The following is a 16,668-nucleotide window of genomic DNA, read 5'->3' as shown; positions in this document are numbered from 1 at the left end:
ATGTGCAAGAGCTGCTTCATGACCTTAGTCCTGAAAACATTCCGGAAGGTAATGGATACTTGGAAAGCAGGTCAGCGAGCGGACACGGTAACCGCGCCGTGTACAGACCAGCGGCGGGACGCGCTCAAGGGCATGGGCAAGGGTCCCGCCTACGCCTATGGGTTCTTCCGGAAAGTCTTCGAAGCGCAAATCACATTCCAGCAGGGGCTGCAAGGCCTGCGGACGGTACCAGAACATGGTCCCGCCGGAGAAGAATTGTTCATTACGTGCGTATTCCCCAGGCAGCCCCATGCGGGACATCAACCCAAGGATCATGGAATATTCTATTTGGGTACTGTAAGGAGGTGTACCTGCATTTGTCATGCCTTCTTTCAAAAGTTGATAAAATGCCGGGAATACGCAGCCTAGGTATTGATCTTTAGCGAAAGCTGCCAATGTCGCCCACACAGCCTCAGGCCGCAAGAGGTTATCCAGCAGATAGGTGCGCCATGCTGTCCCGAAACCGGGAGCTGCATATACGGATTCCTTGGCATGGACATGGCAGCACAGGTCATATTTCTGGAGCTCCTGCCCGACGCCTGACAGCCAGGGAGCGACATCACGTCCTCTGTTAGGGGTCTGCACTATGGTGACAGCATTGGCCAGCGGCAGGACATCCCGATTGAACAATGCCTGAAGATGGCAGCGATCCGCACTCTTCACATGCGTCACGAATACATCGAACGGAACCGGGAACTGCTGCAGGTAGCGGGCAAACTCCTGTGCAAGAGCTCCATTGTAGATATGGATGTGCAGGCCTATCCGCGGCAGTTCCCGACAGGCAGGGCAGGAAAGTGAGTACAGGGGCAGGACATTGGCGGCATCGTCGAATCCCGTAGCGGTAAAGACAGTGGCGTGAGCCAGGTGACTATCCAGTTTGTCTTCCAGCGACAGAAGGCGATCACAATAGACCGGGTCAGGGAAAACGATAGCGCGAAGTGCAGCGCGATTGCTCAAAGGTTTTTTCTGGAACCACTGGCGGAAGATCTCCAGTGCACCATCCGCACGGGCACTCGCCAGAAGCGGGCTGTACTGGCCGAATCTGTCGATTGTGGCTTGGGCATACTTCAGACAGCTTGTATGCGCAGCGTCGAGGGCCTCGCGCATGGGCGGAGCCGGCATGAAGATTTCATGGCAGGGGTGTCCCTGCTCGTCAAAGTCGACCACTCCGCCGCTGCAAGGAGAGAACATCTCTTCGAGGATGAGGTGGTACGGTAAATAGTTTTCCTTCTGCATGAGGAGGAACGTCTTCGTACCATTTTGGGCGTCTGCGGTCTGATTTGCTTCGTTTTGCCAGCAGTAGAGCTTGTCGAAGGGTCTGCCCGTGATGGTCGAGAGCGCTGTAGATATGGACCCGGAATAACCTATATCAAAAACGAGGAAGCGATTTGCAGCAGACGGGAAGACAGAGGCGTAGTACCGCCGCGCCCGCTCCTTGCGTATCTCCATAAGGTTCGAGAGCGGTCCGTCGATGCGCTCCAGGATGCCAAGACATCTCTGCTGCTGTTTGCAAAACGGGATATCCAGCTCCTCTTTTGTCAGCAAGGGCAGCAGCTGGTCGGCTTCCGAAGAAAAGTGCCCGCGCAGTAAGTCCTCCAGAGTATAGCTGTCCAGATCAGCGGCCAGCTTGCGGGTGCGGGCATATTCGATGAAGGAGTCTGCCAGAAAGGGGAAATATGCCCGGCGGCCGGCATGGAAATAGACCCCTTCCGGTCCCCCCAGTTTTTTCTGCAGTACGGCATGGACACGGGAGGGCAGCCAGCCATCGCGTGAAGCATAATAGACACGCGGATAGCCTTCATGCATGGCGATGTCCCGTGCCTTGAGGCACAGGGTGGTCACCAGTGGGCCCAAGGCGAGGCGGGAGATGGCCGCAGTGTCCGGGCAGCGATCCAGCATTTCGGGTGAACACTCCGGCCTGGCAAAGATTTGGTCCAGAGCCTGCCCCAAAAGCAGGCCCCATAGGGGATCTTGTCGGGCAGTCTCAACCAGTACGGCAGCCATATCTCCGCCGCGTGCGCGCAGCATCTGCCGGACAGAAGGAATATGCACGGCAGCCATGCCTTTGCTCAGCGGGATAGCCACATCACTGCGGAGGTGGTCCCCCATATGCAGAACATGTGCCGCCTCCACCTGTTCCTTGCGCAGCATGATGTCAAAAAGAGCGCCAGAATCGCTTTTGCGGGCCTTGTGCTCTGCCGAGACATAGACAGCCTCCACAGCAGCGAAGCCTTTTTCATGCAGTACTTCGAGCAGGAACGACGAAGGGAGGTACATGTCACTGACAGCAACGATGCGTTTACCGGCGGCCTGGGCTGCGCGGCACAGTTCCAGCATGTCGGGGCGTGGCTGCAGTAGGGTTCGCTCGCACAACATTTCTTCTTTTTTTAGACGTGCAGCCAGCTCAGGAGAAAGCCCGTGCCTGCGCTGGATATGGGCATAGATATCATCCAGCGTGGCGTAAGGATCCCCTAACTCTTTTTCCGCATGCCAGCGCAGGGCTATGAAATCCAGATCGAGTGCGTCATCGACCTTGGCGGCGACGAGGTGAAAGATGTCCCGCGGGTCATCGACGACCGGACGGGTCAGCAGAGTATCGAATATGTCGAGGCTCAGGATCCGTACTGAGGGCGCCTGTACCATGCGGACGAGAGATTCCAGGCTCAGGGGCGGCAGGGGAGGGACTGGCGGCAGGTCACAGGACATATCGACGGCAGGAACAGTACCGGAGGAAATCCCGAGCTGGCGTTGTACTGGCCGCAGACAGACCCGCAGGGCGGCGCGCACTACGAACTTGAGGTCCTTGCGGTGCACGATCTCGATACCAGCTCTCATGGGATAGAAGACGAGCAGGTTGAACAGCCTGCTGCGTTTTCTGACAAATTGAGGACCATCCTTGATGACCTTGCCGAAAAAATACCAAGGGCCTAAACGCAAGGAAGAGAACCATTCCCGTCCAAAGACGACAAAGGATGCGGGCAGGAGGAAAAAGGCTGCGATGATGCGATACAACATGATATAGCTCTGTGTTGGCTAGGTATTCTGTCTGTCGTTGCAGGACAGACGGAAGCAGATTTTATCTCAGTCCGGGGTTTTCCTGGCCGATGTTGAAGTAGAAACGGGCCCGGGCACTATGATAATCCGCCAGTGCCCGGCTGGCATCCCGTTCGGCCTCTGTCAAACGTACCTGGGCATCCACAAGGTCCGTGATGGTTCCGATATTGGTCATATAGCGCTTTTGGGACATGGCATAATTTTCCCGGGCGGAATCGACACCATAGCGAGTAGTGGTGATGAGCTCCCGAGCAGCGTCCATGTCGAGCATGGCCTTGATGACGTCCGTCCTGGCGCCGGCCATGGCGTCCTCATAGTCTTTTTGTAGGGCCCTGGCCCTGTTCCGTTCGGCCAGGGTGTTGAACACGGCGCTGCCGCCGCTGAAGATATCCCAGGAAAAGTTGAGGCCGATGGCCCAGTAGCTGCGGGTATAGTCATTATACCGTCTGTCGTCATAATCTTTGCTGAAGCGGGTATCCTCGTAGCTGGCATCCACTCTGGGGGCAAATTCCCCCATGGCGATATGGGTGTCCTTGTAAGCTACAGCCACGCTTTTCTGGGCGACGATCAGGTCCGGGCGGCTATAGAGTGCCGTTTTTATGGCCTGGTCTTCCGTGTAGGAGACGGCACCATGAAAATCCTGCAGTCTGCCGCTATAGGTAATGTGCTCATGGGGTGAAAATCCCAGATAGCGGTTGAGCTGTACTTCGGCGTTACGGATGTCGTTTTTGCAGCGGATGACTTCCTGCTGGGCACGAGAAAGCTCCACCCGGTTCTGCAGCACGTTGGCGTACGGGGCCATGTCCACCTTTACGAACGCTTCGGAAGCCTCCAGCTGTTTCTGGATGCGTTTGACTGATTCCTCAGCAGTCGCAAGATCTTCACGGGCTTGCAGCAGGGCCAGGAACTGCAGTTGCACATTGGTGATGAGTTCCAGGCGTGCCTGCCGGTGCCGGGCTTTTTCCACATCTACTTGCAGCAGGGATTTCTGCACGTTGTTCAGGTGGGCGAAGCCGGCAAAGAGGGAAAGCGTCAGCCGCCAGCCCTGGGACCAGCTTTTGCTGCTCAGGTCATCACTGCTGTAGGTCTGGACTTCCGAGCGGTTCTGGAGCTCGTTGTAAGAAGCCACGATCGATACACGCGGCCAGAAATAGCTTTGGGCCACGCCGACGTTCATGCGTGCTTGTTCCAGTACCAGCAGCTTGGACTGGATGGTGGGGTTGACGTCCAGTGCGCGGCTGACTGCCTGCTCCATGGTGAAGCTGGCTGCCCGGACATTGCCGGAATAGAGGCAAACAAAGACGGCCAGCAGAATAAAACAGCGTTTCATTCGATCTCCTGTATCGATACAGAGCGGTCAACGTTCGTTTACTTCAAGGATGCAGAGAATGTCGTGCTCGTCTTCGAGTGCAAGGACCCGGTCATGGAAGCTCCAGTGACGGGTCTTGTCCAATACGCTGGCCAGAGCCTCCATACCCAGGGCCATGAGCATCTCTCTGTCCTCTGGCCGCAGGGCAAAGCCCAGTTCCCGTGCCTGTGCCGCATAGGGCACCTGCAGGAAAATCCCCCGGGCGGAAGCGTCCATGATTCCTGTGGCAGGAGACGAGGGAGCAAAGCTGCAGGACAGCGTACTTCCATCCTCAAGCCCCAGACGCCAGTTTGTTTTGTCGACGGCAGCATGAAAGTCAGGTGTAGCATCGCTGCCGGGCAAACGGGCGGAGCTGGCACGTACGCTGACGATCCGGAGCGTGTCACGATGCATCTGGCAGTCCGCTTCAATGAATAGCGGGAGCGGCGTCTGAAGCAGTTCTTGCAGCGCTGGGGAATCCTCCAAAGCAAAATCCAGCCCGGCCCCGCCTTCATGTAGTATCGGCATCCCTTCACGGTTCTCCAGTACGCCCATGACCTGTACAGGAGCGCTGTCAGGAGCATCGAGGTGAAAGCGTACCCCCAGGCTGGGGCGCCCGCCTTTCAGAGGCATGTCTGCATACAGGGTCAGGGCACGTCCCAGGTTCAGCAGGCGCGACAGGCCATAATGGTTATGCAGCAACAGCATGCCTCCCTGCCGTATCGGCAGCCAGCGCCCGGTGCTCTTTCGCCGTAATTCCGGTTCGCCCCGCATCATGATGGTCTCCGACAGTTCGAAAAAATGGCGATCCAGCAGACGCAGACGGGCTGTATAGGAAAGGTCGTCGTTCTTGCAGACCGCGCTGTAGACCTGTCCGGCCTGCAGGCGGGGAAAGGGAGCCGCCACGGCGTGTCCCGTCAGCAGCAGGAGCAGACAGGCGATGAAAAAAAAGCCTGTCCCTGAGCCTGCGGACAGAGGTGTTCCCCGTGTATCGTCCGGGCAGGGACGTAGCCGTATCTGGCGCGGGTGCCATAGAGGAAAACACATGGCAGCTTCACTCCCGCAGGGCACGGTCCCAGCTTTTGAGCAAGGGTTCGAACATGTAGTAGAGCACGGTACGCTTTTTGGTGGTGATGAACACCGTGGCCGGCATACCGGGCGAAAGATAGAGCTGGGCCTCCTTCAGGGCCTGCGGGTCGATGACCACATAACAAAGGTAGTAGGGCATGGTCCCGGCGGAAGTTTTGTCCTCCAGACGGTCGGCCGAGATATAGGTCACCTTGGCCGGGATATGGGGGATGATACGGGTATCGAAGGCATCCAGCTGTACCAGGGCGTCCTGACCGATATAGACTTCGGTGATCTTGTTGATGGGTACCTGGGTCTCCACGATAAGTGGGGTGTCGTGGGGCACGATGTCCATCAGGGGCTCACCCGGGCGGACCACACCACCGCGGGAATGGACCTTGAGATCGACCACCTTGCCGCTGACAGGTGCCTTGACCTGCAGGCGCTTTTTGGCGTCGCGCAGGGGACGGATACGTTCACGGGTCTGGATGATGTCGTTCTCCAGTTTCCCGGCTTCACTGGTGGCTTCTTCCACAAAACGGTTGCGCAGGTCTTCCATGCGCAGGCGCAATTCGGCATCCCGCTGTTTGGTTTCGGCGATGGCCTGACGCAGTCGGCCCCGTTCGCCCATATGGCTGGCCAAATTGCGTTCCAGCTCCAGGATCTGGGATTTTTCCAGATAGCGTTCCTTGTAAAGCTGGCGTTTGGCCCGCAGCTCCTCATTGAGGGTACCGATGATGGTGGTCTCGGCCCTGACCTGGTCCTCAAACCCGCTTACCTGGGCCTGCAGCTGGGCTATCTGGGTCTCCAGCAGGGAAAGCTGGCCGCGCAGAGCTTCCCGGCGGGCCTGAAAGATCTTCTGCTCGTTGTCCAGCACGTCAGCGCTGTTCACCATGTGGGCGAGCTCCACCAGACCATCGGGCCAGACGAGTTCATCTTTGAAAGACTTTTCGGCCAGGGCACGGGAATGCGCGGCCCACTGGGCAACAAGCTGTTTTTGCAGCATGTTTTCCGAGGCATCCACCTGCACGGATTCCAGTTCCACCAGCACCTGGCCCTCTGCCACCTCCTGTCCTTCCCGCACCAGGATGGCGTCCACGATGCCGCCTTCCAGATGCTGGACGGTCTTGCGCTCGCTTTCCACCTTGATCTTGCCGGGAGCGACCACGGCACCGCTTATCTCGCCCCAGAATGCCCAGGCGCCAAGTACGCCAAAGAAGAGCAGGATCACTGCCATCCCCTGGCGTATGATGCTGCGGGGATCTTCTATGGCGCTGTTTTTCCTGCTGCCGGGGGCCTGATCTTCACTGTGGCCGCTGCTGGCCTTGCCGGCCGGGACTTTTACCGGGGCGATGCGGGCGATGGTGCGTCCTGTGGTCTCCAGGGGCGTATTTTCTTTGGGGGACGTATCAGGCATTGCCGCCAGCCTCCTGCGTTTTTTGCAGGGCTTCCTGCTGTTTCTGCAATGCCTGCTGCTGGCGGGCTATCTTTTCCTGCTGCATGCGGGCCTGGGCGGCTTGTTCCTGCTGATGGCGCATGGCGGCAAGCTTTTCCAGCACGGCCTGGCGGGGGCCGGAAAGGGCTATCTGTCCTTCCTGCATGACGATGATGTTGTCCACGATATTGAGGATGCTGGGTTTGTGGGTGACCAGCACGACGGTGGCATTGCGCTGCTTGAGGTTCAGTACGGCGCGGGCCAGCTGCTGTTCGCCTTCTTCGTCCAGATTGGAGTTGGGTTCGTCCAGGACCACGAGGCGGGGATCGCCGTACAGTGCCCGGGCCAGCCCGATGCGTTGGCGCTGACCGCCGGAAAGGGCCGCGCCGTGTTCGCCTATCTGGGTGTCGTAGCCTTTGGGCAGGCCCAGCACCATACTGTGCACGCCGGCCATCTGCGCGGCAGCGATGACCTTCTGACTGTCCACGTCACCCATACGGGCGATGTTCTCGGCTACAGATCCTGCAAAAAGTTCCACATCCTGTGGCAGATAGCCGATGTAGGGTCCCAGTTTTTCTGAATCCCAGCTGTGGATGTCGGCACGGTCGATGCGTACCTTGCCGGCCGTAGGTGCCCAGATGCTGAGCAGCAGCTTGCACAGGGTGGATTTGCCGGCAGCACTGGGGCCGATGATGGCCAGGCTCTGCCCGGCAGGCAGGCGGAACGAGACGCCCCGGACGAGGGGACGGCCGTTGATGGTCAGGAAAAGGTTTTCGGCCGTCAGCTCGCCGGCAGGGGCGGGCAGATCCATGGAAGGGGGGGCCGGAGGAGTATCCAGCAGGTCTTTCAGATGGTTGTAGGAACTGTGGGCGTCAAGCGATTGCTTGTAGGTGGCCATGGCCTGGTCGATGGGCGCCAGGGCGCGGCCCATGACGATGGAGGCCGCGATCATGACACCGGCCGTGGACTCGTGCATGACGGTCAGGTAGGCGCCCACGGCATAGATGGCTACCTGCAGGCCGGTCCGCAGGGATTTGCTCACGGCCCGCAACAGACCTGCCTTGTGGCTGGCGCGGGTCTGCAGGCCGATGACCGCGTCATTGAGCCTGCGCCAGCGCGCGGTCACATGGCCAACCATGCCCATGGCGCGCACGATGCTGGCGTTGCGCAGGGCCGCACCGGTGAATCCGGCAGCCATGGCATTGAGGCGGGTGGCATTCTCCAGCCGGGTACGGGTCAGGCGCTCCGTGAGGACGCCGAGGATGAAGACGATGATCCCGCCCCCGACGGCCACCCAGCCCAGGGCCGGATGCAGCACGAAGATCAGGGCAAAGTAGATGGGCATCCACGGCAGGTCGAAAAAGGCAAAGACAGCATTGCCGCCCAGAAAGTTGCGCAGCTGCTGCACGTCGCGCAGATTGCCTCGGCTGCCTGTCCCGCCCGGAACTGCGGCGGCATGCTTGAGGTTCATGCTGAGCACGGTGGCGCTGAGCATGTTGTCGAAGGCGATGCCCGCACGCACCAGAAGGCGGGAGCGTATCCACTCCAGCAGGGCCAGTACGACAAGACAGATGACGGCGGCAAGGGTGATGACGACGAGTGTGGAAAGATTGTAGCTGGTCAGGACCTTGTCATAGACCTGCAGCATGTAGATGGAGAAAGTCAGTTGCAGGATGTTGACGAACATGCTGAAAAAAAAGGCATATCCGAAAAAATACCTGCACGAGCGCAAAAATTCTTGCATGTGGGGGCATATCCGGCGGTAATGCCGCCCCCTTGGGGAAGGACGCCTGTTGGCAGCGTGGGGACCATGGATATCTGGCAGAAATGTCCCCGGGCGACGGTTTGCAGGGCGCACTATACGCACGAAGCCCTTTCTTGTCCAGAAGGCAAACCAACGCCAAAAAGACCACAAGAAAAAATACTTGCGGCCGCAACAAAATCATGGCATCAAAAAAATCTTAAAAAAGTTGCGTGGTTATCTCTTTTTTATTTCTCCTGGAGCAGGTTGCCGAGGCATTCCGTACAGTGCAAACCGTCGATTCTGCCTGCCAGAGCAGATCTCGTCCCAGTGGGGTACAGTCTATTGAGACAGCCCGGACGAGTTGAACTAATTATCCTATGTTGCGAACGATTGTCAATCTTTTTTGTCCTTTTTAAATAGTAATGTCAATACGGGCAGTTACAGAATTCTGGTCACATCAGGAATGCCTCTGCTGTACAGGATGCGCTCCGGCAGCGTGCGTATTGCAGGTAACGATAAGCAGTCTGGCGCGAAATGCCGAACTCTCGCGCCAGGCCCATGACGTTCTCCTTGTTCTTGAGGGCCCGTGATACCAGGGCGTTTATCTCCTCTTCCGTAAGGCGCTTTTTCCTTCCTTTATATTTGCCCCGCTGTTTTGCCAGAGCGATGCCTTCTCGCTGGCGCTCCCGGATGAGGGCGCGTTCGAATTCGGCCACGGCACCGATGATCTGCAGATGCAGACGCTGGAATGGTGAACTCTCACCACTAAATATCAAGTTTTCTTTGTAAAATTTAACAGTTATGTTCCTGTCTGCCATCTCTTCCAGTATCACAAGTAGATCCTGCAGGCTGCGTGTGAGGCGGTCGATGCTGTGGACATGCAACATGTCTCCTGCCTGTAAAGTACGTAAACAGGCCTGAAATTCCGGTCTGTCCATATCCTTGCCGCTCGTTTTGTCCATAAAGATCCTGTCCAGAGCGATACCTTCCAGCTGTCTGTCAGTACGCTGGCCGCAGCTACTGACACGAATATATCCAATATTCACGTGATACCCGTTTCAAAAGCTGTAAATATTCTTGTATTCTCTGCAGGTTATCATGCTTTTTTGGGATAAGTGCAGTCATTTATACGCCTCAATAGACTGTACCCCACTGAGACAGGCCTGCAGTTATACATTTATGGTGCGCCATATTCGCTACATAATATGCTGTCGTACCTGTCAATATCTGCGGATGACGCTCCCGTGCGGTGTAAGCCGGAAATCCGGGAGAAAGGGGAGTGTCTCCTGCGTCATCCGTACCGGTGCCGTACACCGGAGGAGGGACGTCCCCGCGCATGCGGCCGGACAACATGTCCGGGACCGACGTGGCTAGGTACCTCCATGCTGGTGACGAGGCCGCACACTGTTACCGAGACCAAGGTAGCCAGCGGTTCGTCCCTTCTGGGCCGCATTCGCACAGGGTGGATGCGGCGTGTGCCCCAGGCACAAAACCTTTCATTATCCTCCGGAGGATAAAAATGGCTAATCCTACCTGGTTTGATGCGGACTTCTATCTCGAAGGCAAGCTGGCCCAGTTGAAGGCTGTCGACCCTGAAGGCAAGCTGAACGACGGCAAGGCCTGGTCGTCTGTGGATGACGTGAAGGCTGCCCTCGAAGCTGCCGGCTACGAAGGTGACGAAGGTCTGTACCAGCACTTCGTCGATCATGGCATGGACGAGAACATCAGCCCCAATGAAGCCTTTGATGCGATGTTCTATCTGCAGTCCAAGGCTGCTGCCCTGAATGCTGTCAACTACGAAGGCAAAGAGTGGGATGCCGCCTCTGTCATGGATGCCTTCAAGGCCGCCGGTATCGAGTCCGCCTGGGAACATTACCAGCTGTACGGCTCCAGCGAAGGCATCGCTACCAGCGCTGACTTCGACAGCGAAGCCTACTTCGTCGCCAAGGTGAAGCAGCTGAACTCGACCGCCTACGAAGGCCGCAGCAACTGGACCGTCGATGAAGTGAAGGCCGCCTTTGCCGAACAGGGCCTGACCGCTCTGGAGCATTATCAGCTCTACGGTGAAGACGAAAAGATTGACACCTACGGTGATTTTACGACTGCTGCTATTGAGCCTGATGACAGCTTTGACATCTACACTGGCGTCAAGACCTATGCGACGCTGGAGGATGCCCTTGCCGCGCAGGCCAGTGGCTCGCTGGCTGAAAATTACACTATCGAGGACTATGCTAGTGCCGGTGATGTGACCGTGGCTCAGCAGGCCGGTATCGCCGACCTTCTGGCCGGTGCCACGCCTGCCATCACGGCGGATCCCACCTATACTCTGGTGGATACCGTGGATGCTATCGCCAATGCCAGCACTGCTGTGCTGATGGGTTCTGAAGGTGGTTACTATATCAAGGATACCCTTGCTAATATCGTTGCCGGTGCTGACAGCCTGATCCAGAATGCCGAAAAGGTAACCATCACCGATCTTGGGGATGATGGCGTTTCTCTTGACAGCTTCGGCGATCATGTTTTCGGCAGCGATACCGGTGTCGTCTCTGCCGCTGACGACTTGACGAAGCCTTGGGACACCACCAGCGATGACCTGCTGGTTGCCACGAACGATGAATCCGTCATCAATCTTGACAGCCTGAAGGGCAAGCTGGACTGGACCTGGACTTCGGAAGGTAACGAGTTCGGTGACAAGGAATTCACCGGCACCATCGCCGCCGGGAAGTTCAACAACATCCTCGAAGGCGGCAAGGGCGACGACACCCTCGTTGGCCTGGATGGCGCCAAGGATGTCTTCCTGTTCAACTCGTGGGGCATGGACAACCTTGGCGGCGGCAAGCAGCTCGGCCACGATACCATCTACAACTTTGAGGTCGGTCAGGACAAACTGATGGTGTCCGGCGTGTATCTGAACGGTGTCCTGGATATGTCGGAAGCGGCAGATCAGGGCTTTGTGACCCTTACGGAAAAGGACGGGAATACCACTGTCACCATCGATGCTGACTTCTTCAATTCCGGTGTTCCTGGTGCTGTGACTTCCACTGACCTTGAGATCACTCTCGTGGGCGGACCGGTGTGGAGAATGCCGCTGATCTTTTCGTGGATGTGACTGACGGTACTGCCGGTGCCTAGTCGTCTCCACGCAAGTGTGAACTGACTGATACAGGCGCCCTCCCGTCCCCGGGGGGGCGCCTTCACAAAGCGGCGCCCCTGTGTCCCGCCGGGGCAGAGCGGCGCCGCGGCATATTTTGCAAGATCGTGCATATGTCCTCTCCTGCTGTCAGTATCATCGTGGCCAGCTACAATTATGAGCAATGGCTGTCCCAGGCCCTGCAAAGTGCGCTGGACCAGTACGTTGCGGACTTTGAGCTGCTGGTGGTGGACGACGGTTCCGCGGACGGATCCCTGGCCGTGGCGCGGGACTTTGCCGCACGGGATGCCCGCGTGCGCGTCCTCACCCATGCGGACGGCGGCAACCACGGCCTGCCCGCCACCCTGGCGCTGGGACTGTCGGTCGCGCGCGGCCGGTGGACGGCCTTTCTCGAAGCCGATGACGTCTGGACGCGGGACAACCTGGCCCTGCGCCTGGCCGCCGCGGACGGCACGGATGCCGGGGTGATCTTTAACGACGTGGAGCTCTGGCCCATGCCCGGTGCGGCCACAGGCTGGTTTGCAGGTTACGTCCCGCGCGTCATGGCCGGGCATGCCCGCCGGGGCAGGGCAGGGCAGCGGGCGTTTTCCCTGTGCGGGCCCATGCTGGTGGAAAATGCCATCCCTACCTTTTCCTGCGCCATGGTGCGGACAGAGCTTTTGCGTGCCTGTGACTGGCAGTCGCCGGTACCGCGCTGGACGGACTGGTGGCTGTGGTGCCAGCTGGCCTGCCGTACCCGTTTTTTCTTTGTGCCGCACCGGCTCGTGCGCTGGCGTCTGCATGCGACCAGCCAGCATCACGGCGTGGGCGGCGGCTACCTGCACGATTATGCCCGCATGGGCCGGGGTCTGGCCCGTCTGCTGGGCCCGGAACTCACGGCCGGTGGGCGGCGGCGCTGGCTGTGGTACCTGCACCTGCCCGCAGCGGTACGGCTGGCGGTACGGCTGGGGCGCATGGTCGTGTACCAGGGCCTGCGCAGGAGCCTGCGGCAGGTCGCGGAGCGCCTGGGCCGGCGCAGAAGCTGACGCCACCTGCTACGGATCTGTCCCGGTATCGTCCGGATGGTCTTTTGGGACATGGATATATTCCAGAATGTGGCATGTAGATCAAAAAAATGACCGCAGGGGCAGAAAAAACGCTTTTTTGTGTCACATGGACAGTTACAGGTGGTGGACAGATGGATGCCATGCAGGATCTTGGTGAGCGTATCCGGCGGGTACGCGGGTACACATCACAGGAAGCTTTTGCCCGGCAGCTCGGTATCAGCAAGGGGGCGCTGGGGTGTTACGAGCGGGGCGTCAACTGTCCCAATGTGGAAGTCATCCTGAATATCTCCCGTTTGTGCCATGTCAGCTTGGAATGGCTTATGACCGGCAAAGGGGAGATGGCGGACACGCGAGTCCCGGAGGGCCCCGTCGCGGGCGACCATGGAGCAGACGGAGCGGCACATCCGGCCGGTGGCGAGACCGGGGAACTGCTGCGCCGCCATTGTGCCTGGTTGCAACAGCGGCTGGATGCCATGGAGGAGGAACGCCGCGACCTGAGCCGCGAGAACAGGTTCCTCTGGCAGCGCACTGCTGATCTGGGAGAACGTCTTGCACGGCTGGAACAGGCCGGCGGGGAAGAGGGCGACGCTGCTACGCAGGCTGGAGCGGCATCGTCCCGCAAAATGTGATGCGCGGATATCCGGCAGAGGCATCCTGCCAAAGTGGCCATGTCATCTGGAGGGGCCCCAGCTCCGGTGGAAAAGGTGAAGAAGGAGAACGTTCGTCATGCAGGCTTTGTATCTGGTCACCGGTGGTTGCGGTTTCATCGGTTCCTGTTTCGTTTTGCGAGCCCGTGCCGCCGGCATCCCTGTCATCGACCTGGACAAGTTGACCTACTGCGGCAATCCCGAAAACCTTGCCTCCCTGGATCATGATCCGGGCCATATGCTGGTGCAGGGCGACATAGCCAACAGGGAACTGGTTGCGTATCTGCTGCGCACGCACCGTCCTTCGGCCATCGTCCATTTTGCCGCAGAGAGCCACGTGGACCGTTCCATCAGCGATCCGGGCGTCTTTGTGCGCACCAACGTGATGGGGACCGCCAATCTGCTGCATTGTGCCCTGGACTACTGGCAGGGTCTTGCCGGCCAGGAAAAACAGGATTTCCGTTTCCTGCATGTTTCCACGGACGAGGTCTTCGGTTCCCTGGGGCCGGATGACGTGCCTTTCCGTGAGGATACCCCTTACGCCCCCAACAGCCCCTATTCCGCCAGCAAGGCTGCCAGCGATCATCTGGCACGGGTTTTTTGCCATACCTATGGCCTGCCCGTGCTGGTGACCAATTGTTCCAACAATTACGGGCCGCGCCAGTTCCCGGAAAAGCTCATCCCGCTGTTCATCTCGCGGGCACTGGCCGGAGAGCCCATGCCCCTGTACGGGTCGGGGCAGAACGTGCGCGACTGGCTGTATGTGGAAGAGCATTGCGAGGCTTTGGAACGGGTGCTGGGCCATGGCCTGCCCGGGCGCAGCTACAATATCGGCGGCAATTGCGAGCGCAGCAATCTTGAATTGGTGGACAGCCTGTGTCGCGCACTGGACAGAGAGCGTCCCCGCCCGGCCGGTTCCTACCGGGAGCTGGTGCGCCGGGTGGCCGACAGGCCCGGGCATGACTGGCGTTATGCCATGGATACCGCACGCATGCGGGACGAGCTTGGCTGGCAGCCGCGTGTGGGGCTGGAGGAAGGCATGCTCCGTACCGTGCGCTGGTATCTGGAACATGAAGGCTGGATGGAGCGGGCCCGCCGGCGCGCGGCCCGATAAGATCTTTCCGGTGGCAGTGCACCGGGAGCGGCATGCAGCCCGGGCTGGCTGGCCCCCCAGCCGTCCGGTTCCTGGCGGGGTGCGGCCGGCGGCTCCGGTCGCATGCAGGCGTGTGTCCGTGCGGGGTATCTCCGCATGCCGCAGGCAGGGGGCAGGCATGCTCCCTGCCGCCCCGCTGGGTCCCGTGGAGCATGTTATCTTTTCCAGCTGTCCCATGCTGCCTGCTGTATCACCTTCCGCAGCAGAGGCGTGATGCGGCAGCACGCGGGCACGACATCATACGCCGCAGGACACGTGTTTGGCACAGCCGTGTCCCTGCCTGCCGGTCTGGAGGCTGCCCGGCGGTCCATGTGTCCGGGCTGCAGCAGATGCCTGCGCCGGGACGCAGCCCAGCCGCAAGGCCGGTTTTCCGGGCTGCAGGGTTACCGCGGACTCGTCATGCCCGGGCCGTGTATGCCGCACGGCGGCAGGGGGGAGGAGTGGCCCCCCTGCCTTTTTGCACAGCAGCCTAACGCTGCATCAGTCCCTGATGATGGTCCGGCAGGGCCGTTTTTAGCGAACGAGGCTCCTTCATGAAACAACAACGCAAAGGCATCCTTCTTGCCGGCGGATCGGGCACGCGCCTGTATCCTCTGACGCGCAGCATCAGCAAACAGCTCATGCCGGTCTATGACAAGCCCATGGTCTACTATCCCCTCAGTGTCCTCATGCTGGCGGGCATCCGGGATATCGTCATTATCTCCACCCCCGTCCACCTGCCTTTGTTCGAGGATCTTTTGGGTGACGGCAGGCGTTGGGGCTGCTCTTTTTCCTATATCGAACAGCCTCGTCCCGAAGGGCTGGCACAGGCCTTTCTGCTGGCAGAGGATTTCCTTGCCGGATCCCCGGCCTGCCTCGTCCTTGGTGACAACATCTTTTTTGGTCACGGGCTGGACGCTCTGCTCCAGCACGCCATGGCACAGGGGAAGGGAGCCACAGTCTTTGGGTATCATGTTACCGATCCCCAGCGCTATGGTGTCGTGGCCTTCGATGAACGGGGACGGGCTACCAGCATCGAGGAAAAGCCGGAGGAGCCCCGCTCCAATTTTGCCGTGACCGGACTTTATTTCTATGACGGTGACGTTGTGGACATGGCGCGTCAGGTGCGTCCTTCGGCTCGTGGAGAGCTGGAGATCACGGATTTGAACAATATGTATCTGGAAAAGGGCCTCCTGCAGGTGGAGCTCATGGGGCGCGGTATGGCCTGGCTGGATACTGGTACCCACGACTCCCTGCTGGCTGCCGCCAATTTCGTACAGACCGTCCAGATGCGGCAAGGCCTGAAGATTGCCTGCCCCGAGGAGATCGCCTGGCGCAAGGGATACATCTCTGCCGATGATGTACGGGCCCTGGCCCACGAGATGGACAAGAACCAGTACGGGCAATACCTGTACGAACTGGTGGACATGGGGGGGAGAGCATGGAAGTGACGGCAACGGGCATCGAAGGCGTGCTGCTGGTCAAGCCCAGGATATGGGGCGACGAGCGCGGCTATTTTGTAGAGACCTGGCAGCGTCAGCGCTATGCGTCAGAAGGAGTGGATCTTCCCTTCGTACAGGACAATCACTCCATGTCACGCCGGGGCTGTCTGCGCGGGCTCCACTTTCAGAAGACACATCCGCAGGGCAAGCTGGTCATGGTCTCGCTGGGCGAGGTCTTTGACGTGGCCGTGGATATCCGGCCCGGGTCGCCCACATTTGGCCGATGGTACGGGGCGGTGCTCTCCGCGGCCAATCAGTATCAGCTCTGGATCGCTCCGGGGCTTGCCCATGGCTTTGCCGTGCTGAGCGATGTGGCGCACTTCCATTACAAATGCACCGACTATTATCATCCTGAAGACGAAGGCTGCATACGCTGGGATGATCCTGATCTTGCCGTGGACTGGCCTGTATCAGGGCCGCAATGTTCGAGCAAGGACAGGCAGGGTATGAGTTTCAGGGAATACTGCGCCGAGTGTGGCGTCCATATGGGGTAGGAGGGCGC

At 59.2% G+C, this 16,668-nt stretch carries 12 protein-coding genes; 6 read left to right on the top strand and 6 right to left on the bottom strand.

Annotated elements, in window-relative coordinates:
- Positions 1-24: 24 nt before the first annotated feature.
- From ACQRBR_RS02400 to ACQRBR_RS02375, 6 genes are all read right to left on the bottom strand, one after another.
- On the bottom strand, positions 25-3,054 hold the full coding sequence (locus ACQRBR_RS02400; RefSeq protein ID WP_427812219.1) for a rhamnan synthesis F family protein: 3,030 nt from the start codon (positions 3,052-3,054) through the stop codon (positions 25-27).
- 61 nt (positions 3,055-3,115) lie between these two features.
- The gene (locus ACQRBR_RS02395) at positions 3,116-4,423 is read right to left on the bottom strand and encodes a TolC family protein (protein WP_427812218.1); all 1,308 of its coding nucleotides are present in this window, start codon (positions 4,421-4,423) and stop codon (positions 3,116-3,118) included.
- A gap of 27 nt (positions 4,424-4,450) precedes the next feature.
- Positions 4,451-5,347, bottom strand: coding sequence for a hypothetical protein (locus ACQRBR_RS02390; RefSeq protein WP_427812217.1), 897 nt, complete (start codon positions 5,345-5,347; stop codon positions 4,451-4,453).
- A gap of 148 nt (positions 5,348-5,495) precedes the next feature.
- On the bottom strand, positions 5,496-6,926 hold the full coding sequence (locus tag ACQRBR_RS02385; protein WP_427812216.1) for an HlyD family type I secretion periplasmic adaptor subunit: 1,431 nt from the start codon (positions 6,924-6,926) through the stop codon (positions 5,496-5,498).
- Entirely contained in the window at positions 6,919-8,688 is a 1,770-nt protein-coding gene (locus ACQRBR_RS02380) for a type I secretion system permease/ATPase (RefSeq protein ID WP_427812215.1), read from the bottom strand. Before ACQRBR_RS02380 ends, ACQRBR_RS02385 begins: the two co-directional genes overlap by 8 nt.
- Positions 8,689-9,140: 452 nt before the next feature.
- Positions 9,141-9,734 carry a recombinase family protein gene (locus ACQRBR_RS02375; RefSeq protein WP_427812214.1) on the bottom strand — a complete coding sequence of 198 codons (594 nt, stop codon included), beginning with the start codon at positions 9,732-9,734 and terminating at the stop codon, positions 9,141-9,143.
- 473 nt (positions 9,735-10,207) lie between these two features.
- On the opposite strand from ACQRBR_RS02375, the gene ACQRBR_RS02370 reads away from it, so the two are divergent.
- The 6 genes from ACQRBR_RS02370 (at position 10,208) to rfbC (ending at position 16,660) form a co-directional block, all read left to right on the top strand.
- Complete coding sequence (locus tag ACQRBR_RS02370) at positions 10,208-11,797, top strand: hypothetical protein (RefSeq protein ID WP_427812213.1); 1,590 nt, start codon at positions 10,208-10,210, stop codon at positions 11,795-11,797.
- Between the two features lie 155 nt (positions 11,798-11,952).
- Complete coding sequence (locus ACQRBR_RS02365; RefSeq protein WP_427812212.1) at positions 11,953-12,864, top strand: glycosyltransferase family 2 protein; 912 nt, start codon at positions 11,953-11,955, stop codon at positions 12,862-12,864.
- A 152-nt stretch (positions 12,865-13,016) separates the two neighbouring features.
- Positions 13,017-13,514, top strand: coding sequence for a helix-turn-helix domain-containing protein (locus ACQRBR_RS02360; protein WP_427812211.1), 498 nt, complete (start codon positions 13,017-13,019; stop codon positions 13,512-13,514).
- A 97-nt stretch (positions 13,515-13,611) separates the two neighbouring features.
- Complete coding sequence (rfbB, locus tag ACQRBR_RS02355; protein ID WP_427812210.1) at positions 13,612-14,646, top strand: dTDP-glucose 4,6-dehydratase; 1,035 nt, start codon at positions 13,612-13,614, stop codon at positions 14,644-14,646.
- 572 nt (positions 14,647-15,218) lie between these two features.
- Positions 15,219-16,115 (top strand): glucose-1-phosphate thymidylyltransferase RfbA, encoded by an 897-nt coding sequence (gene rfbA, locus ACQRBR_RS02350; protein ID WP_427812209.1) that lies wholly within the window; start codon positions 15,219-15,221, stop codon positions 16,113-16,115.
- Entirely contained in the window at positions 16,106-16,660 is a 555-nt protein-coding gene (gene rfbC, locus ACQRBR_RS02345) for a dTDP-4-dehydrorhamnose 3,5-epimerase (protein WP_427812208.1), read from the top strand. The genes rfbA and rfbC overlap by 10 nt, the downstream gene beginning before the upstream one ends.
- Positions 16,661-16,668 lie beyond the last annotated feature (8 nt).

It is taken from the genome of Desulfovibrio sp. SGI.133, assembly GCF_050313955.1.
Lineage (GTDB): Bacteria > Desulfobacterota > Desulfovibrionia > Desulfovibrionales > Desulfovibrionaceae > Desulfovibrio.
The sequence above is the reverse complement of the archived record's forward strand: the minus strand, read 5'-3'. Positions and strand labels throughout refer to the sequence as shown.